We start from the raw sequence: 20,034 nt of genomic DNA, 5'->3' as shown, positions 1-20,034 counted from the left end.
TCAGCGGGACATCAGCGCGAAGCCGCGGCGGACGGTGCCAACGCAGCAGAGGCGGCAGATGCCGCCGGAGCGACCATCGACGCGTTCTGCGCAGGCGCCTGCCACGGCACGGCCTTCACCGGCACCTTGGGGTTCATCATCTTCTGGAAGCCATCGACCATCACCTGCTCGCCGTCCTTCAAGCCGCCCAACACAACCCATTGGTTGCCGCGCGCACCCCCGATCTTCACCGGGCGCGGCGAGACCATGCCATCGGCTGCCACCACCATGACGGTGTCGGCCTGCGCGGTGCGGGTCACGGCCTGCTGGGGCAGCAGGAAACCGCCGTCCACCTGGGCCTGCTCCAGGCGCACGCGCACGTACATGCCCGGCAGCAAAAGGCCTTGCGGATTGGGCAGCTCGGCGCGCAGCGAGACCTGGCCCGAGGTGGTGTCCACCGTCAGGTCGGAAAACAGCAGCTTGCCCGCCAGTGGGTACTCGCGGCCATCGTCCATCACGACACGGATGCTGGCGACCTGCTCGCCGGCCTTCTTCAGCGCACCGCTGTTGAGCGCCTGGCGCAGCTTCATCACCTCGTTGGCCGGCTGCGTGAAGTTGACGTACAGCGGGTTGACCTGCTGCACCACGGCCAGCTGCGTCACCTCGCCCTGCCCCACCAGCGCGCCTTCGGTGACCAGCGCACGCCCGATGCGGCCTGCAATCGGCGAGCTCACGCTGGCGTAGCCGAGGTTGATGCGCGCCGTCTGCACGGCGGCCTTGGCGGACTGCACGTCGGCATTGGCCTGACGCTCTGCGACCTGGGCATTGAGGAACTCCTGCGGGCTGATGGCCTTGGCGGCTTGCAGCGGTTCGTAGCGCTTGACCAGGGATTGGGCCTGGGCCTGGTTGGCCTCGGCGCGCGCCTGTGTGGCCAGGGCGCTGTCCAGCGCCGCCTGGTAGGTGGCCGGGTCGATCTGGAAGAGGGCCTGGCCCGCCTTCACGTCGGCGCCTTCGGTGAACAGACGGCGCTGCAGGATGCCGGCCACGCGGGCACGGACCTGCGCGGTGCGGAAGGCTTCCAGGCGGCCGGGCAGCTCGTTCATCACGGGCACGGACTGCAACTTGACCGTGACCACGCCCACCTGCGCCGGTGGCATGGCCGGCTTGGCGCCCGCGGGCGCTTGCGCGGTGGCATCGCCCCCCTTGCCGCAGCCTGCCAGCACGGCCAGCGCCAAGGCGGCACCTGCCAACATCCCCAGCCTGACACCCTGATCGACACCCTGATTGCGACGCGCCATGTTCACCTCGTAAATACTTGCCTAGTCAATATTCTGCCCGGGATGATAGCCAGCTTTCAAAAACACATTGTTAAGTTTTGCGCAATGCCCCGACGCGCGTCGGGACTCAGGCAGGCGCCACGGCCCCATCGGAGGACTCGTCCAGGCCCCGCTCGGCCTGCAGGTGCCCATCGTCGGCCCAGCCGATCATGGTCAGGCCGTCGGGGCTGTAGAGCAGCCGGTTGATGGTGGCGTTGCCGATGGTCCAGCTGCGCGGCACGCTCAGGTCCACGCCATTGGCGGCGCGGTAGAAGCAGTCGAGCACACCGCCGTGGGCCACCAGCACCACGGTCTGGCCCGGATGGCGTTGCGCCAGCCGGGTCAGGGCGCCCACGCAGCGCGCGTGGAAATCTTTCAGCGTTTCGCCGCCTTGCGGGCCGTAGTCGGGGTCCCGGCCGCGCCAGCGCCGGCCTTGCTCGGGCCAGCGCGTGTTGATCTCGTCATGGGTCAGGCCTTCGAGTTCGCCGAAATGGCGCTCACGCAAGGCCACATCCAACTGCACCGGCACACCCGCGGCACGGCCAATGGCCCGGGCCGTGTCTGCGGCGCGTTGCAAATCCGAGCTGTAAATGGCGTCGATGCCTTCGGCCGCCACCGCCTGCCCCACCTGGCGCGCCTGCCAGAGGCCGGCTTCGTTCAGGGGGATGTCGGTGTGGCCCTGGATGCGGGAGACGCGGTTCCAGGCGGTTTCGCCGTGGCGCACGGCGATGAGGCGGGTGGCGAACTCGGACATGCGGCCATCATGCCTCAGCCATGCTGCAGTGCACAAGCCGGAAGCGGGCTTCAGACGCCCCAGACGATCGGTTTGCCTTCGGCCTGGGCCTGCTCGATCAGGCGAATGAAGGGTGCAGCGCGCTGGCGCAGGCTGACGGGCTCGTCCTGGAAAGACAAGGTCAGCCCGGGGGCCTCATCCTCTTGCTCTTTCTCGTCCTCTTGCTCGTCGCCAGCCGACGCTTCCGCCGCGCGCTCGGCACGGGCTGCGGCTTGCGCGTCACGCGGGTCCTCGATGGCGCGCAACACCGTCAGCGCGTGCGCCATGTCTGCCGGCTCCAGGACGCCCGCGGCTTTGGCGGTCTTGCCCAGCAGCTGGAGCAAGGCCTCGGCGTGCTTGTCGAGCATCACGAGGTCGCCGGTGGCTTGGGATTTGAAGGTGATGGGCATGCTTCAGTGTAAGGCGCAGGGCTGGCATCGGCGCCCATCAACGCATCAACGCGCAGGGGAATCCCCCGCCTTGACCTTGGCCGCCTCGATGCGCTGGCCGTACTGCGACTTGAAATTCTCCAGCTTCACGCGGCCCGTCTGCACGAAGGGCTCGTTGGCGGACAAGACCTCGCCCAAACCTTTGCTCTCGTACCGCACCAGCAACTCGTTGCCCAGGCCCACCAGGGTCGCGTTGTCGGCCGTGCAGCGCTGCAACTGCTGCGTGAGCTGCTGCCCCTCTTGCGTGAGGCGGGACTCGGCAGCCGCGGCCTTTTCCTGTGCGGCCTTCGCCGTGGCCAACACGCCTTGGTGCTTCTCGGTCAGGGCGGCCAAATCAGCCTTGAGCCGCTCGTGGTCGGCCTTCAGCTTCTCCAGCTCCTTGTCCAGCACGGCGGCCTTGCGCTGGGCATTGCCGGCTGCAGCCCGCTGCTTTTGCAGGTCAGACTCTTGCGCCTTCAGGCTTTGCTCTGCTTGCTGGCGGGCCTGATCGGCCTTGGCTTGCGCTTCCTGCGCCTCCTGTTGCTGCTGCTGGATCTGACGCATTTGCAGGCGCAAGCGCTTGGTTTGTTCGGCGTCCTTGTCGGATTGCGCGAACACCACCGAGGCGGACACGGCCAGCGACAGCGCGATCAGGCCGCGCAGCACCCGGTGAGTGGGTCGGGGCATGGGGTGATCAGAAGCGAACATTCAAATCCACCTGCAGGGAGTTGACCTTGAAGGTCGCGTTGGGGAAGTTGCTGTTGATGGTGCTGTCAATGTTTTGGGCGGCCAGGTAGCGAAGGCCCAGCGAGGTGTTGCGGTAAAGCCCATATGTGAGGCCTAGGATGTAACCACGCATGTTGGTCCCGCCCAAACCCAGGTCGCTGTCTGTGAAGGCGTCGAGCACGGCATCGGAGCCCAGGTGACGGTAGGTGGCTTGCACCTGCCAGTCATCGGCTTCACGCACATCGGTGGCGCCCACCGCCAGCTTGATCTGATAGCCATCTCGCTTGCCGCCCGGGTCCACATTGGCGTAGCTGGAAAACGTCGCGCGACGACGGAAGTCCGAGGCGCTGAACGCTGTGTTGTTGGCGTACTCGGCCGACAACAAGATGTTGAACGGATTGAAGTGCGTGAACTCGGCGGATGCCGTCAACACCAGCGGCTTGAAGCGGTAGGCCAAGCCCCACACGGGGGCAGTGTCCAAAGAACCCGACAACAGCGGGTTGGTCTCAAAGACGGTGTTGCCCTTCTGACGCAAACCCACGGGGTATTCATACTGCCCGTAGGTCGAACCGGTTGGAACGGTGGTGCCCGTGATGGTGTAGTCGTTGTCCGAACGGCCCTCGATATTGTTGTATTGGTAGTAAGCCAGCCCCAGCTTGACGCGGGTGCGGGAATCCACCGCCCAGTTCGCGCCGATCTGCGCGCCCCACAGTGAGCGCGAGTTGCGGGTCGGTGGCGTGGCCTCGCGCAAGGGGAAGTAGCCCAGGGTCAGGAACGGCGCAATGGCTGCATTCTGATCAGGGTGACGGAAAGTGGCGGCAAAACCCTCGAAGTTGAGGTTTTCGTTCCAGGTCATCTCGCTGCTGAACCAGGGATTCGGGATGCGACCGCCTTGCAGCGTCACCCATTCAGCCGGGTCCACGCGCACAAAGGCACGGTCCACAAAAAGTTGGTACTTGTTGAAGTTCTGCCCCATGGTCTGGTTGGTGGAGACGCGATCGGTGGCGCTGCCAGTGGCCAACCGGAGTCCCACGGAGACCTCGTCCGTCACCTTCGCCGTCAACCCCAACCTCAAGCGGATGCGCTCACGTGTGCGATCAGCCGTGGTGTCACTCACTGGCAGCGGTAGGTTGTTGCTGGTCAGCCGGTAAGCTGCAAAGTCAGGAATACGGGAAATACCATTCGCGTTGCCAACTTCTGCCGCGAGGTACGTCAGAGCAGCCGTGTTGTTGCTGTTGACATCATCTTTCTGGTAGCGCAAGCGCATGTCACCATCAATGCGGATGCGGTCCACCCAAGACGGTGTGGCATTGGGCACACCCCAACGCTCGGCACGTGCCTGGGCAATCACTTCCTCCTTGACCTCGTCACGGATTTGGTTGCGCATGCTCTCGGGCACATAAGGCACGCGCAGCACCGGCTTGCCATCGGCCGTGGTGATAGGGGCAGCAGGCGCGACTGGCTTGCTGGCCAACTCAGCGGCAGAGCGCTGCTCCGCGGCCTTCAACAAGGCGTCAGCCTTCTCGCGCGTGATCACGCCGCCTTCAACCAACGCATCGATCAAGTTGCGGGTGGTCTGGCGCAAAGTTTCCAGGGCTGCACGGTCGTCAGCGTGGGCAACAGGCGCTGCCAGGGCCATGGCCAGGACAGTGAGCGCGGGCCAACGGGTGAAAAGCTTGATGGTCATGATGATGTCGCTTGAAAAACGATGACGGTTGCGCCCGAGCGCACTCAGCCTGTCATGCGGTTGGTCACTTGCAGCCTGATGGGCTGAGGCAGGCCAGCAGGCGGTGGGTTACGGAACCCACGGAACTGCGCCAGGGCCTGGCGAAGGCGGCTGTCAACCTCTGGGTTACCGGAGCTCGCATCCAGCTCAAAACGCTCGATGCTGCCGTCAGCACGTACCCACAGGCTCAAGGGCAACTTGTAGTCACCACTGCGCCGCAAGTTCTGGTCTCGGTTGAGGAAGTCATTGACTTCGCGCCGCGCCGAATTGCCGAAGCTGCCGAAAGCCAGTTTGTCGGCCAGGGTGCCACCGCCCGTGCCTGTGCCAATGGCGCCGCCCTTGTACTCGCTGTTCACGCTGCCTGAGCCGAAAGCGCTCGGGCCATCGCCTGCCGCGCCTTCCATCTTCAGCTGCTGCGGCTCGGGCGGGGCCTCGACCTGCTTTTGCTCTTGCGGCTGAGGCTTGTTCTCGTCGGGCTTGGGCTCGGGCTTCTTCTCGTCCTTCGGGGGCGGCGGCGGCGGCGGCGGGGTGTCGGGCAGGACCGCGATCTTCACGGTCTGGCGCTTGGGGCCACCACCGCCCTTGCCCATCTGGCTGTAGATCAGGTAGGACGCCACCACGAGGGCCAGCACCAGCACCGCGGGCACGATGAAGCGCTTGGCGCCGCCGTCCTGGGTGTCCTCGGCGGCCTGGTCGCCACGGTCCATGTCAGGGGCGCTCATCTCAGGTTCCGATCTTGGCGGTGACCAGGCCCATGGACACCTCCAGCTTGTTGCACAGGTCGATCACGGTGACCACCTGGGCGTATTGCGAACGGGCGTCGCCCTTGATGGCCACGCTCATCTTCGGGTCGCGCTGCTTGGCCTGGACCAGCTCGCTCTCGAGCTGGGTGGCCGTGACCGGCACGCCATTGAGCAGCAAGGCACCGCCCGGCATCACCTGCACCACCTTGAGCTCGTGCTTCTCGGTGCTGGGCTTGTTGCTGGGCTTGGGCATGTTGATGCTCAGGCCCTGCACCGAAGCCGTGGTCATCAGGATGAACACGACCAGCAGCACATAGGCCAGGTCCAGCATCGGCGTGACGTTGATGCTGTCGTAGGGTTTGGTTTCGTCTTGGACCTGCATGGCTCAGCTCATTGCGCGCGTTTGGTGGCCAAGCCGATTTCGGTGATGTCCAGGCGCTTGGCGATTTCCAGCACCTGCATGACCTTCTCGTACTGGGTGGCCGCGTCGGCCTTCAGCACCACCGGCAGCGCAGGGTTGGCGGCCTTGTACTGGGCCAGGGTGGTTTGCAGCTCGTCCATGCTCACGGGGTAGGCGTCCAGATAGACCTGGCCATCGGCCGTGATGGTGATGCCCTTGGTCTGTGGCTTGGCCAGGTTGTTGGCCGCCTGGGTCAGCGGGGGCGTCACCTTCACGCCCTGCACCGAGGCCGTGGTCATGATGATGAACACGACCAGCAGCACGTAGGCGAGATCGAGCATGGGCGTGACGTTGATGTCGTCGTACGCCTGCAGATCGCCTTTGACATCACCGGCCATGCTCAACCCCCGTGTTCATGCTGACTGCCATGACCAAGCCTTGTGCGCGCTCAGCGGGCACCGTGGTTCTCGGCGACACGGGTGATGAACTCATCGACAAAGATGCCCATGTCGGACGAGATGTTCTTGATGCGCGCGGCCAGGTAGTTGTAGCCAAACAGCGCGGGGATGGCGACGGCCAGACCGGCCACGGTGGCCAGCAGCGCAGCCGCGATGCCGGGGGCGATGGCGTTGACGTTGACGTCGCCAGCCGCGGCAATCGCCGCGAAGGTGATCATCACGCCCACCACCGTGCCCAGCAGGCCCAGGAAGGGGCCGCCCGAGATGGCGATGGTCAGCAGCACGATCTTGCTGTTGAGGGTGTGACTTTCGCGGATCAGGTCGGCATCGACCGCGGCCTTGACGGCGTCCAGCGAAGCACCCGACAAGGGGGCCGCGCCGGGTTTGCCCACGTCGCGCTTGTTCAGCTCGCGCAGGCCGGCGTTGTAGAGGCGTGCCAGCTGCGAGTGCTTCATGTCGGTGGTGCCCACGGACAGCACGTCCTTGGCGCTGCGGAAGTTGCTGAGGAACTTCAGGTTGTCCTTGTCGGCACGACCCACCAGCACGGCCTTGTCGTACATCACCCAGACGGCGATCACGAACATGATGGCCAGGATGATGATGACGACCCAGGCGTCGGTGGTGAGGTTCTCGACCAGGATGGCGAAGTGGCCCTTCTCGCCGTGGCCCGCGTCGGCATCGGCCGTGTCAGGCGTTTGCGTGGTGGACAGCACGAGCTTGGCGTCGGCGCTTTGGGCGGCGTGGGCGAACTTGACCCAGTCGGCGCTGCGCACGGTGCCAGCGACTTCCAGTTGGTCCACCAGGCCAGTGATGCCTTGGCCCACCGACAGGGCGCCTTCGATGGGGGCCACGGTCGCGGGCACATCGGCCTGGGCGGCCTGGGCACCGTTGACGTACAAGGTCAGCTTGCCGTTGCCCACGGTCACGGCCAGGTGGGCCCAGGCAGCGGTCGGCAGCTCACCGCCAACCGCCGTGGCGGCGCCCAGCGATGCGGTGGCCTTGCCATTGGCCAGGGCCAGCGACAGGGGGCCTTGCTTGAACAAGGTGCCCGTGACGGCTTCGGGCTTGAACCACAGGCTCACGCTGTAGGGGCCGGTGCCACCGGCCTTGAGCTTGTCGGAGGTCCAGGTGAGGGGCTGGCCGTCGAGCTTGGCGGCCACACCGATCAGGCCGGTGTTCTCGCGGGCCACGGGGCCTGCGGACTTGACCTGGGCGCTGACGTCATCGGCCGTTTCGCCAGTCTTGCCAGCGAAGGTGATGGCCGCGGCCATGGCGCCGTCGAAGATGGCGGGGCTGGTGGCCTCGGCGGCAGCGGCTTCGTTGCCGGCATACACATGGACCAGGTTCTTGTCCGTGCCGGGCAGGGTGTTGGGCAGTTGAACCCAGACCACGGCCAACTCATTGGCACCGTCGAAGCGCTCGACCCAGTACTTCAGCGGGGTCTTGTCGTCAGCGGCCACCACGCGCAGGTCGGCGCCGTCCGGCTTGGCGCCCAGGAAGTCGAAGTTGCCCGAGTGCAAGCGCACCGGCACGACCACACCCGACAGGGCTTCCTTGGTTTCCACGCCTTGGGCGGTGGTGTTCAACACCACCTTGGTGCGGTGCTTGAAATCGGCGTTCCACCAAGCTTGCGCCAGGGTGGGCAGACAAACTGCTGCTGCGAACAACGTCGAAGTGAGGATGCGCTTGATCTTCATGATCAGACCGGTGAAGAAAAGAGAGTGGATTATTGAAAAATCATGTGTCCTGGTTAGGGAATGCATTGAATCCATACGGATCAATGCACCCCAAAAACCAGTCACGCAACATTCACAAATGAGGGATCCGGGGGGCTCCCCCCTGGATCAGGGCCTGGCCCTCGGCGGGATCAGCGCTTTTCTTTGTCTTTGTCTTTTTCTTTGGGTGGCTCGGCGGCGCCAGCCGCTGTGGCGTTGCCGTCACCGAAGCCCAACAGCTCCACGGTCAGCATCGACGAGGACGCCTTGTCTCGGCCGCGTGCGTCACCAGCATCGATCGCCTGCGCCACGCCCGCTGCCGTATCAGCCACCTTGGGCGTCAGGCTCAAGGAGACCACTGGCGGCGGTGGGGCCGTGGTGCCAGTGGCGTTAGCGATGTTGTCAGCGCCAACCACCTTGGGTGCAGCGATCTCGACCTTGCTGCCCTTGATGAAGGCGTCCAGGGCGCGGATTTCACCGTTGGGTGCGTACAAGCCGATCACGGTTTCCACGTCACTGGGCGCCCCCACCGCCTGGAAGCCGCTGCCCGAGGTCGGCGGCTGGCCCTGCGTGATCACGCGGCCGGTCGTTGCGTCGAACACGCGTACAGGCAGTGGCTTGGCCGCACTCGTGTTGGAGCCCTTGCCCGAGTCGATGCTGCCATCCAGCGTGTAGATGTACAGGTTGCCACGTCCCACCACAATGACCTTCTGGTCTTCTGCCAGGAAGTCACCACCCGTCAAAGAACGGAAGCTGCCACCCTGGAAGTTGATGAAGCCACCGGGTTTCCTCGCATCGGCGCTTGGCAGGCCTGCGGTGACTTGTCCAGCCGCGACCAAATCGATGCCTCCCAGGCTGTTGTCCACTTGTCCCAACTGCGTGCCGCCACCCAGACCCAGGTTATGGACCTTGGCATTGGAGAGGTTGATGTCACCGCTGCGATTGAAGCTGGCGCCCAAGCCAGCAAGGTCCACCACACCGGCAGCCTGCGCGAACAGAGCCTTGCGCTGCGCTGCGCGAGTGGCTTCCTCCGCCGCGTTGCTGGACACGGCAATGGCCACGGCTTGACCCGCCAGGCTGATGGCCTCCTTCCACATGGCCTCCTGCTTGAGTCGCAGGAAAGCGTCAGAGCGGTAGTAAGCGTCGGAACGACCGGCCTGGTCAGGCAGATAGCGCGCCACGAAGACCGCATTGAGGTATTGGCTCACTGCAGCCACCTGGTGCCCGTCTGTCAGCCCGCTGAAGGCGGACAGGGCAGCCTCGAAGCCGAGCGCCGCCCAGCTGTCCGCGCCCCCAGGCACAGGCAGCTTGCTGGCTTCCAGCGCAGCGTTCATGGCCAAGCGCAAGGCAGGGTCAGCCCCGTGCTGGGCCAACAACTGCGAGAGGTTGACGGTACGTGCATTGCCTGCAGACAGTGTGATCTTGGCCGACTGCTCGGGCAAGGCAGTGTTGATCTCATTGCCCACCGCAACCACACCCAGCGACTGGTTGAGGTTGATGTCACGGCCCGCCTCGACACGCAAGGCACCGGGCCCGCCCAGCAATATCTGGCTGCTGGTGGTGGTGCCACCAGTGATGTCACGGCCTGCCGCGATGCGGGTCACATCGTCTTCTGTGAAGTTCTGGCCGATAACCGCAGGATTGACCATGTCACGACCCGCCACCAACTCCATCGGCCGATTGCTGCGCAAGAATGGATCGACCACCAGACCGTCATCTGTCTTGGTATCAAAAACAATGTCCCTCCCGGCGTAAACGTGCACCACCTTGGCGTTGGCGGCCTGCCCCAGGTCGCTGATGGTCGTTGCACTCAGAACATCCAGATCACTCGATACGCGCAGGCCGTTGGCAGAGGTCACCGTCGTGCTGGAGCCTGGCTGCAAGTTATTGTTCAGCGCTGCAATGTTGTTGCTGGTGAGCGTGGTGGTGTTGCCAGCCACCAATGCAGGCTTCGTCATACTGGGCAAGCCCAGCTGCGCCTGCTGGGCGTCCAAGAGCTGCAAATTGCCCTGCAGAACCAGGTCTTGGGCCGCGTAGATGTTGACGTCCGATTTGGCGGTCGGCATCACGTAAATGGGTTGCACCGCAATGCCGTTGGTGCTCGGTATGGTGCCGTTTTCCTCTGCCAAAGCACGACCGGCCGTGTTGATCAGCACATTGCCTTGGAGGCTGTTGATGCTGACCACAGGCGGCGCCACGCTGGCCAGCGAGCCCAATGTCGACGCCGCCGCGCCTGTAGGAGTCAAGCCAATGCCAGCGGCGGCTGACGTGGCGTCCGCGTTCCTGTGCATCAAATTGAGCGCCTGGGCATTGGTTTCCCAGTTCACGCTGCCTTGCACAGAGGTCAGGGTCACGCCAGCGTCTGCGGCGTACGTGAAGTACACCGATGCATTGTTGGCATTCAACCCCGAGGCGGCATTGGTGATGTTGCCGGTGTTGTACGGACTCTGACCGTTGGTGCGGAAAGGCAGCACCGTCGGGTTGAAGATGTAGGACACGTTCAGGTCCTTCAGAGCGGACACATCCCAAGTGCCAGCCATCAAGCCCAACATGGCGCCAGGCTCATAGACGACTGTGCCATCAGGACGAGGGACGACGCCATCAACGAGCTTGTCCGACACTTGGTCCGCCCCTCGGTTGAGCGAACCACCGGCCGCAATGCGTCCCTGGCCACGGCCCAGGAAATAGACACCGCCGTCGATGTCGCCACCGGCCAGCACCTCGATGTTGCCGCCGTTGAGCTCCTTGAGTTCCGTGCGCAACACCTTGCCTGCGGCATCCACCACCTGCACCGTGCGAGCACTCGTGGGTGCGACCACCGCCACGTTGCTCACGGCATTGCCTGCAGTGACGCTGATGTTGCCGCCACCGAAAGAACCAAAGCCCTGGCGGAAAGCGTTGAAGCCCGTCCACCAAGCCACCGGAATAGCCGTCGTGCCACCGTGGAAGAAATAGTTGCCCGTCATCTGGGCCACCTGCTGCTGGGTCAACGCGTTGGCATTGTCGCTGTCGAGGAAGTAGCTGCCAACGTTGCCGCCCGCCGCCACCGTGAGGCGCCCACCGCGCTCAGTGAACCTGGCGTTGGCAGACGGGTTGGACGTGACGCGCTCATTGCTGGCCAGGGCCGACGTCCGGCCCGCCACGTAGATGGCCGATGACGTCGCCAGCGTCGGCGCCATCAAGCGCACGTCGCCCGAAGCGTTGACGTCGATGGAACCTGCCGTGGTGCGGATGAACTTGCCACCCGCCAGCGTGAAGTGCCCCTTTGTTGCATCAGCCTGTGTGGCCGATAGCTTGGCCGACGAGGTGTCTGCACCGGCCACGAAGCGCATGGAAGTGGCGTCACCGGCCGCGGTGCTCAGGATGCCGCTGGCCGCGGTGAAACCGTCGCTCACCGTGCTGTTGACATTGATGTCCCCTGCTGAGCGGATGGTGAGCGTGATCGGCTCTGTACCTGCCCTCACCGTGTTGAGCGTGATCTCGGTGGTGCCATTGTCCACCGTGAGGTTGCCCAAAGTTTGCACCTCCACACCGGCCTTGACGTGCACCTCAGGACGGTTGCTCAAGCCCAGATTGTTCAAAACTTTGGCTTTGTTGGTGTCCGTGGCGAATTTGGCAGCGTCTTCGACCAGGGTGGTCAGACCCCAGGCCTGGCCACTGCTGACCCCAGCGATGAGGCTGGTGTGTTGTGCGTTGACTGCAGTGTCAGCCGCGTCCTTGTACACGCGCACGGCTTCGATCTCGATCTGACCCGCTTGCAGCGTCAGCTTGTCATCCACTGCATCGGCTGCGCCTGCAGGCAGCAAACCCACATTCACGTCGCCGGTGTAGTTGCCAGCCGCATCCTGGGTCTGGCCTGCGCGGATGACGATGCGGCCATCGGCAGTGTCACCCTCGCTGTCAGCCTTGACCGTGGCCTTGCCCAAAAGCACTTGGCCGCTTGTGGAGGACAGGAGGATGTCCCCTCCGTTGGCGCCCGCACGCGTGGACTGGGCCAACACCTGCGCACCGGTCTGCAGGGTCAGGTCACCCTTGGCCTGCAGTTGCACCACACCACCTTGCAGGGCCGTGGCGTCGATTTTGGACTGCCCGCCCAAAGTGACTTTGCCGCTGTCCGACGTCAGGGCCACCATGGCAGCCTTGACGGACGTGTTGAGGCTGAGGTCATCGGCGCGCACGCGCACATCCACGGCGCGGTGCGCATTGCCGCTGGCGTTGCGGCTGATGTCCATCAGCTTGTCCAGACCACTCTGCGCGACCCTGGCATTGGCCAGCGCTGCGGCCTGTGCACTGTCACCGAGCAGCAGTTTGCCGGCATCGACATTCAGATTGCCGCCCTTGCCACTGCTGGCTTCCAGATTGATGGCCGCTTTCTCACCCATCACCACGGCATCCGCCGCCTTCAACGTGACGGTGCCAGCGTATGGCGCATCGCCCGTCATCCCCTCCGGAATCGCGGCTGCGGCAGCTGACAGCGCGCCATCGATCACCATGCGGCCCGTGCGGGCCTGGGCCGTGATCTGCCCACCACCTGATGCCACGGCGTGAGTGTCTGACACCTTGAGGGTGCGACCATCCACGCGCGTCTCGGAACCTTCAGCGAAAACGACGGTGTCGGTCTGGCCAGTCACCCCCGCGCCCATCATGCTCACCCGGCCAGCCTCGATGTCGATGAGGCCTGCTTGGGTCACGGTCGCTCCGGCCAGGGCCACCTTGCCGCCGGCGCCCAGGGACTCGTTCAGCGTTTTACCGCCTGGGGCTTTCTCAATGTTGAGTGCCCCTGTGGCTTCGACGGTCTGATCGGACGTGCTGTCCGCGGTGACGCGGGCTGCGCGCAGGGTCAAGTCACCCTGTGCCACGGTCTGGCCTCGGCCTGAGAAGATGATGTCCCCGGCGCTTTGCAGCGTGCCTTTGCCAAAGGCCAGGCGCTGTCCCGCCTGCGCCTCAGCGCTCTGCTGAGCCGTCAGGGAGGCAGCGATGGTCAGGCCACCCGTTTTGCCATCGCGCAGGACTGGCTTGGCGCTCACCAGCAGCGCGGATGCCCCCAACTCAGCCTTCGTCACGAAGTTGCCGTTCTCCGTCACCTGCTGGGTTGGCGCCTTGCGGCCCGAGCTGTTGGCCAGCACCACCTCGCGAGCACGAACGACCGCCGTGTCTGCCGCGGTACCGCGCCCCAGCAACTGCGGCGCGTCCAGCGACAGTCGGGTCATCTGATCGGAGCCCAGCTCGACGGATCGATAGAAATCAATGCTCGTGTAAGAACGCAGCTTGAGACGGTCTGCATTGTTGGCTGCGGTCAGCAACTTGTCGCTGACCGAGAGCGTGGCATCGTCCAGCTCGTCCTCGCCACTTGCGCCAACGGCCACGCGCTGGCCGCCCAGGCTCAAGGATCGCGTGATGAGTTCGGTGGACTGGGCCACGGACAACACATGGGTGGCGTCCAACTGTACCGAGTTGCCCTGCAGCTTGACATTGCCGGCCTTGTCGTCCTTGCCAGCCGTCAGGTTGCCCTGTGCGGTCTCCGTCAAAGCGCCGTCGCTGAATACCACGCTGATGTCGGTGTTGGCCAAGTTGCCAACCTGCAGCGCAGCACCCGCGTTCTGGATTTCATACCGCCGCGATGCACCCGTGTCTGCCCCGGTGGACACAATGGTCAAGCCATTCTCGACCGTGAGTTCACGGGTTGCCACGGCCATGAGCTCACCGCCCGTGCTGAGCACATTGCGCGGCGCCTCAGCCGTTCCCACGACAGGAGCGCCATTCGCATCCAGATCAGCCTGGAACGTGATGCTGTTGGCATTGCGTTCAACCTTGATGCTGCCATCGGCCTGAGTGGTGCGCTTTCCACCCAGCAACACACTGTCGGCACCCAGGGCGTTGAGCTGATCCAGGCTGACGCTCTTGGCCCCTGTCGGCCCCGCCTGTGACGGGTCGGCCTGAACCACCATGTTCAGCATGGACAGGTCGAACTGACCCGCGCTCAAACCCTCTTGAGCCTTGCCAGAGAAATTGAAGCGTGCAGCCCAATCGAATGCCTTCTCAGAAAGCAGCGAAACACGTCCGGCATCTCCTGGGTTGAAGAGGGTGTTGCCGCTTCGGACCGACTGTTGTTGCTGGTACGCGTTGCCCGAGGTCAGGATGACTTCGGACTTCTTGCGGAAGGTTGCCTCGGGCTCCAGGGTCAGCGCCAGGCGTTGATCGCCACCGCCGCTCTGCGCTGTGCCTGTGGCCTTGCGATGACCAGACACGATCACCGAGCCGTCGTCGTTCTGCACGGCGACAGGCAGGGGAGCCGTCACGGGCAAGGTTGTGGCGCTGACCAGCACCGCGCCGGGCAGGATGCCGTAGCGCGCATCCATCAGGGTGTAGGTGCCAGCCTTCAAGACGCCGTTGTCGGTGGCGATGGTGATCTGGTCACCGGCTCTCAGGGTAGAACCCACCTTCTGCGCGGTGGCACCGATGTCGGCATCCGTGGGCGCAAAGTCATAGCTGTAGTTGGGCAGCACAGCAAAAACGTTCTTGCGCAGGTAGGTGTCGGTGGTGCCGCCAACGCCTTGCTTGAACTCGGAGGCCACGATGTCGCCACCGGCACGCACGTCCACGGCAGACTGGCTGTCGATCTTCAGCTGTGTCTTGCCATTGAGCGTGATCTGCTTGTTGAGCGGCAGCTGGCTCAGGTCGATGGCCGTGGCGTTGTCTTTGGGCGCGATGTTGGCGGCGGTGCCTGTGGTCGTCACCGTGCCCTGGGTGCCATACACCCATTGCGTCTGGTTGAGGGTGGTGCCCACGGGCACCTTGGTGCCATCACCGGAAACCGACAAGTCGGCGCGACCGGTCAGGGTCAGTGTGTTGGCCTCGACGTCGATGCTGCCAAAGGGCTGTCGCACGGTGCCATCCAGCGTGATGCTGTTGGCACGCAGGTTCAAAGCAGCCAGGGCGGACAACGGTGTCTGGCTGCTGCTGATCCCTGCGGACGGCGTCAGGATGTTCAAAGTGCCCTTCATGTCGGCGCCGGCCGTGTCATAACCCTTCACATTGAATTTGGACAGCGTGGTCGCATACACCTGTCCCGCCACCAAGTTCAACTCACCGCTGAAGCTGAGTTGTCCCGTCAAGGCCGCATTGCTCGCAGACGATTGACCCACAAAGCGGATCTCACCATTGGTGCGACCCAGCGATGCCGCTGCTGCAGGCGCCAAGGTGGCATTGAGCGTGAGCTTGTCGGTGCCCAGCACCGCCGTGTCGCCCACCACCTCGATCAAACCTGCCTGCACCTCCAGGGAGCCGGTGCCGCCCAAATCGCCGGCCGCCGCACGCTTGCTGGCTGCCGTGACCTGAGGCAGTGCCACAGGCAGCGCATCACCCGGCTTGCCTTTGGGGCCCATGCTGACTTGGTGTGCCTGGATGGTGTGTCCCGCGCCATCGGCCACGTCGATCACCGAGGCATTGAGCACAACAGACTGCAACCTTGTGCGGTTGTCCGCTGCCACCAAATTGGCACCCGCATTGAGTTGGACGCTCTGGTCGGCTCGCAACTGAATGCGGTCAAAGCCCGAGGTGTTGAGCAACTCGGCCGACACCACGCCCTCGCCAAATCCCAGCCCCGATTCAGCCAATGTCACGGCCTGCGCCTGGCTGCCAGTGATTCGGATGCTGCGCTGACCTTCGGGATATTTCTTGAACTCCACGCCATCCTCGGCAACCAAGGCCGGATCCGTGCGGTCCACCAAGCCTTCTTGGCTGAGCGCAATGTTGATCGTGCCGCCCGACACAGACGCATTCGGTGCTGCCGCCTCCACCTTGCCCAGCAACTGGAAGCCGTCGGTGGACATGATGTTCAAAGTACCCGCGCCCGCGCTGATCAGGCTCTTGCCCGGCAGCGCGCTGCGGTCCAGCAAACCACTGACGCCATTGAGACGGATGGTGGCGTCCTTGTCCATGATGAGCTGACCGCGCGTGGCCGTACCATCACTCCCACCCAAGGTGACCGTGCCACCGGAGAGCACTTCACCCACCTCACGCTGACCCAGCCCCAGGAAAGCAGCAAGGCCACCGTCAATCAGGTAGCTTTTGACCACGCCAGAAACATCAATCAGCGCATCGTTGTCCAGGTGGATGCGCTGGCCCTTCAAGTATCCTTGGGCCTCAAACGCGCTTGTGTCCGTGGCCGACGCACCGCGTGTACCGAGCAACTTCAGACTGACGTTGCCAGCCAGCGCCCTCAAGGTGCCGTCCATTTCAATGCTGCCGCCCGCACTCAGGTCAATGGCGCCGCCAATGCCGACATCGATCAACGCTCCCTGGCCCACCGTGAGGTTGGCCCCGTTGGGCAAGCCGGAGGTGGTGTCCGCCGCGGTGGTCCCAGGCAAGGCCTCTGCCTTGAGCGTCAAACGGAAGGGTTGACGTCGGCCAGCCTCCAGGACCGTGAGCTCGTAGGGCTGGGCGGTGAGGCCCGCCAGCCGCGCTGCGGTGGGCACCATGTTGACCAGCGTGGGCTGGACAAGAGCCCCGCTGGCAATGTCGATGTGACCAATCGTGGTCACGTCCAGCTTGCCGAAGCCACGGTCGGCAAACAGCTGGTTGCCGATGGCAAACGCACCCTTGCGGGTGCCGCCAATCACCAAGGCGGGGATGCCTTTCAGCGTGAAAGTGCCGCCAGCGCTGAAGTCATAAGCACTCAGGGTGCTGCCCAGCGACAAGGTGCCCGCCGGAGCGCTGGTTTTGTCAAGGTACTGTTGGTTGACAGCAATCGACAGCTCACCCGCCGTGCCCTGCACGTAGGCGCCACCGCTGGAACGCCACGCGGCGCCAGAGACATCGATGTCACTGCCGGTTGCGGCCAGCACGCTTCGTGCTGCCTGCAGGGTCACAGTGCCCCCCTTGCGGGCAACACCTTCGTTGGCGGGCGCAGCACTCACCCGCTCATCGCGCACCGTGCCAGCAGCATCCAGCGATGCGGTGCTGCCCAGCACCACGTCAGCCCCCTCCTTGCGTGCCAACAGCGAGATGGCACCGCCGGCCGAGGCGATGCGCCCATCCACCTGTACGCCGGAGAAGGCATTCGCTTCGAAGCTGCCACCCGACGCCAAGCTGAGCGCAGGCAAGTCACCCTGGACTGCTGAGCCTATGCTCACTTTGTCAGCCTGCAACGTCAGCCCTGCAAGACCAGCCGCATTGATCAAGGCGGCCGACACCTTCAGGTCTGTGCCCACCTGCGCCAAGGTTTGTTGCCAACTTTCCGTGGTCCAGGCGCTTGCAAGCGTGGGCAGGCTCAAGCCACTGGTCGTGACCTGGATGGAAGACTGGACCGTGCGCTCCTCCACGCCATTGGACACCGTGCCATGGTGTTGGCCCAGCACCAGCAAACCCGCGGTGGGCTTGAGCGAGGCATACAGATGAGGCTGTGTTGTGAGTGCGGCAGAGCGGTTGACCACGCGGGAGAAGTCGGTCACCGCCCCCAGCGTGATACTGGTGTTGAAGGCTTTGTCGCGCTCAGCCACATCGGTGGACAATCGCTGCACATCGCTCATCGTCACGCCACCATTCAGCGTGGCACCCAGTGACATCACCGGGGCCGACATCAGGGCAACACCTGCGCTCATGCCCACAGTTTGCGACTCCAGCACATTCGGCGCGGTCACGCCTGGGTCGGCCAACCCGAGGCGGGCAAGTTCATCCTCGGTGGCACTGCTGGGGTCGGAGATCAGCTCGGAGTAGCGCAGGTCCTTGCTGGCATCTTCAAGGCGCGCGACAGCGCCATTGCGCAGCAACAGCGAAGACACGAGGGTGCCTGCGTCGTAAGTCACCTTGCCGCCGCTGAAATCGATGCTGGCGCCCGCGTCCAGAAGCATCGCGCCCTGAGCCTGCATGCGCAACATGCCGCCGGCGGTCGAGTACTCGGCTGCGCTGTATCGGATGTCGTTGTAGAGGCCGGTGACGTCACCGATGGTGATGCGGCGACGCGCGTCTGCCAGCAAGTCTGCACGGTAGATCACGCCATCGCGCTGCAGGGGGGAGTCTGCCAACTCGATGGAAAACAGGCGCCCCTGCAGCTGGTTGCGCGAGGCGGGCAGCAGCAGGTTGTTCAAGCCTGACACATCCACCTTGGCGCCTGCCTCCATGACGATGCGGCTGTCATCCTTGCCCAGGGCAGACTGCGAATTGTTCAGAGGCGACGTGGCCCAATTGCTGGTCGCCAGGATGTTGACCTCGCCTGCCGGCGCTTGCACCGCAGAGCCTGCACGCAAGGTGATTTCCTTGCCGATGATGTCAATGCGCGAACGGTAGAAGGTGTCGCTGGCCTGCTGCAGCAAGGCTTCATAGACCTTCAGATCGGCCTCGTATGCAGCCTTGTCCGCTGCGAATTGGGCCTTCTCAGCGTCGGTGGCCGTGGAAGCCAAGGTCTTGGGGGCAACAGGCTTGTCACGCACGCGCATGACTTCGTCCGGACTGACGCCAATCTTGCCTTCATTGACCTGAGCCTGACTCAGCAGCAGCCCGTCAACCGAAGGCAACACTTCGGTGACGCTGCCACCGCCCAGCTCGACGGTGCCCGTGTTGTTGGCCACGCGGACCAGTGCGCCCTTGTCGTTCTCCGGCGTGCGTGTGACCGTGTCCTTCATGGCCGTCAGGAAGATGGCGCCGTTCTGGCCCTTCACCGCGGTCGTCGCCGTGAGCGTGCCCTTCTGGCGGATGGCCGCACCCACCAGGTTGATGGTGCCCTTGTCTGCGCGGATGGTGCCGCTGTTGGTGTCACTGCTGACGCGTGCGTTCTCGACACTGCCCAGGTCAGGCGCAGTGGCGAGGGCTGCTTCGTCAAAGTTGTCGATCGCCACCAGCAAACCGCGCTGAGCAAGGTCCAGCGGTGCGTACAGGTACACGGTCTTGCCAGCGGCCAGGATGGCTTGGCCCTGCGGCGTTTCGATCAGGCCCTGGTTGACCACACGGGGCGCCACCAGGATGACATCGCCACCCGGCAAAGAGCGAATCTGCGCCCCCCGTTCGACAGCCACAAAGCCGTTGACGGCCGTGTTGTCACCACCAAACGAGGCCTGACCCTTGCGGTAGCTGCGGATGCCTGCCTCAAATGCAGCGTCGCTGACCTTCAGTGCCGTGGCCACCATGCTGCGCGTGTCCACGCGCGCGTTGTTGCCGAAAATCACGCCAGCGGTGTTCTCCAGCATGACCTCACCCGTCGCCGTGAGCACGCCGTTGATGACAGAAGGCGTCAAGTTGTGCACACGGTTCAGTGCACGACCTCCATCGGGCTGCACGAAACGCACGGTGTAGCCATTGGCGATGTCAAAGCTGTCCCAGTTGAGGACGATGGTGGTGCCCTTCTGCGTCAGCGTCAGGATCTTGCCATCGTCAGAAAATTTGGGGTCCGTGTAGCTGCCCGTGTTCAACGCCCACTTGCCATCGGCCGTGTACTTGGGCAGGTTGGCCTGCGTCAACTCCAGCGCGGAGCGCACCAGTTCAGACACCGGCCGCGCAGCGGGCACCACCGACACCGCGCCTTGGGGACGTGTCACCGCCGTGCTGTCCACCGCCCCATCGGCTCTCATCTGCGCCACCGCACCTTCCGTTGCCGCGAGCAGCGACAAGGCACTCACCAAGGCCACAGCACGGGTCTGGCCGCCAGCGGCTTTGCCTGCCGAGCGGGCGTGCTCGTGCGCGGGCACTCGCATGCCGCGACGGCGGTCGAACACAAGGCGGTGGACGTGCTTGTTCATGATGGACTTCCTGGCGAGCGGGGCGATGGATCAGGCGGG

Annotated in this window: 10 protein-coding genes; all 10 read right to left on the bottom strand. The window is 64.3% G+C overall.

Translation table 11 applies throughout. The annotated features are described in order from the left end of the window. Nucleotides 1-11 precede the first annotated feature (11 nt). The 10 genes from EV672_RS14885 to EV672_RS14840 all read right to left on the bottom strand — a co-directional run bounded on the left by EV672_RS14885 (nt 12) and on the right by EV672_RS14840 (nt 19,995). A complete protein-coding gene (locus tag EV672_RS14885) occupies nt 12-1,277 on the bottom strand; it encodes an efflux RND transporter periplasmic adaptor subunit (RefSeq protein ID WP_133610597.1) in 1,266 nt (421 codons plus the stop codon). A gap of 106 nt (nt 1,278-1,383) precedes the next feature. Continuing rightward, nucleotides 1,384-2,049 carry a histidine phosphatase family protein gene (locus EV672_RS14880; protein ID WP_133610595.1) on the bottom strand — a complete coding sequence of 222 codons (666 nt, stop codon included), beginning with the start codon at nt 2,047-2,049 and terminating at the stop codon, nt 1,384-1,386. Nucleotides 2,050-2,099: 50 nt separating this feature from the next. Then, a complete protein-coding gene (locus EV672_RS14875) occupies nt 2,100-2,477 on the bottom strand; it encodes a DUF1840 family protein (protein ID WP_133610593.1) in 378 nt (125 codons plus the stop codon). 45 nt (nt 2,478-2,522) lie between these two features. After that, on the bottom strand, nt 2,523-3,182 hold the full coding sequence (locus EV672_RS14870) for a hypothetical protein (RefSeq protein ID WP_133610591.1): 660 nt from the start codon (nt 3,180-3,182) through the stop codon (nt 2,523-2,525). A 7-nt stretch (nt 3,183-3,189) separates the two neighbouring features. Further along, on the bottom strand, nt 3,190-4,806 hold the full coding sequence (locus EV672_RS14865) for a putative porin (protein ID WP_166643597.1): 1,617 nt from the start codon (nt 4,804-4,806) through the stop codon (nt 3,190-3,192). A 146-nt stretch (nt 4,807-4,952) separates the two neighbouring features. Next, nucleotides 4,953-5,669 (bottom strand): energy transducer TonB family protein, encoded by a 717-nt coding sequence (locus EV672_RS14860; RefSeq protein ID WP_133610587.1) that lies wholly within the window; start codon nt 5,667-5,669, stop codon nt 4,953-4,955. 1 nt (nt 5,670) lies between these two features. Beyond that, on the bottom strand, nt 5,671-6,072 hold the full coding sequence (locus EV672_RS14855) for an ExbD/TolR family protein (protein ID WP_133610585.1): 402 nt from the start codon (nt 6,070-6,072) through the stop codon (nt 5,671-5,673). An 8-nt stretch (nt 6,073-6,080) separates the two neighbouring features. Further along, a complete protein-coding gene (locus EV672_RS14850) occupies nt 6,081-6,488 on the bottom strand; it encodes an ExbD/TolR family protein (RefSeq protein WP_133610583.1) in 408 nt (135 codons plus the stop codon). A 50-nt stretch (nt 6,489-6,538) separates the two neighbouring features. Beyond that, the gene (locus EV672_RS14845; RefSeq protein WP_133610581.1) at nt 6,539-8,245 is read right to left on the bottom strand and encodes a DUF2341 domain-containing protein; all 1,707 of its coding nucleotides are present in this window, start codon (nt 8,243-8,245) and stop codon (nt 6,539-6,541) included. Nucleotides 8,246-8,415: 170 nt separating this feature from the next. Continuing rightward, entirely contained in the window at nt 8,416-19,995 is an 11,580-nt protein-coding gene (locus tag EV672_RS14840) for a filamentous hemagglutinin family protein (RefSeq protein WP_133610579.1), read from the bottom strand. Nucleotides 19,996-20,034: the final 39 nt, after the last annotated feature.

Origin of the sequence: Aquabacterium commune (assembly GCF_004362855.1) — a bacterium.
GTDB classification, from domain to species: Bacteria; Pseudomonadota; Gammaproteobacteria; order Burkholderiales; family Burkholderiaceae_C; genus Aquabacterium; species Aquabacterium commune.
The sequence above is the reverse complement of the archived record's forward strand: the minus strand, read 5'-3'. Positions and strand labels throughout refer to the sequence as shown.

Excerpts from the sequence above, each read along its gene's own strand:
- EV672_RS14885 (WP_133610597.1), bottom strand. The coding sequence starts at position 1,277 with ATGGCGCGTCGCAATCAGGGTGTCGATCAGGGTGTCAGGCTGGGGATG.
- EV672_RS14880 (WP_133610595.1), bottom strand. The coding sequence starts at position 2,049 with ATGTCCGAGTTCGCCACCCGCCTCATCGCCGTGCGCCACGGCGAAACC.
- EV672_RS14875 (WP_133610593.1), bottom strand. The coding sequence starts at position 2,477 with ATGCCCATCACCTTCAAATCCCAAGCCACCGGCGACCTCGTGATGCTC.
- EV672_RS14870 (WP_133610591.1), bottom strand. The coding sequence starts at position 3,182 with ATGCCCCGACCCACTCACCGGGTGCTGCGCGGCCTGATCGCGCTGTCG.
- EV672_RS14860 (WP_133610587.1), bottom strand. The coding sequence starts at position 5,669 with ATGAGCGCCCCTGACATGGACCGTGGCGACCAGGCCGCCGAGGACACC.
- EV672_RS14855 (WP_133610585.1), bottom strand. The coding sequence starts at position 6,072 with ATGCAGGTCCAAGACGAAACCAAACCCTACGACAGCATCAACGTCACG.
- EV672_RS14850 (WP_133610583.1), bottom strand. The coding sequence starts at position 6,488 with ATGGCCGGTGATGTCAAAGGCGATCTGCAGGCGTACGACGACATCAAC.
- EV672_RS14845 (WP_133610581.1), bottom strand. The coding sequence starts at position 8,245 with ATGAAGATCAAGCGCATCCTCACTTCGACGTTGTTCGCAGCAGCAGTT.
- EV672_RS14840 (WP_133610579.1), bottom strand. The coding sequence starts at position 19,995 with ATGAACAAGCACGTCCACCGCCTTGTGTTCGACCGCCGTCGCGGCATG.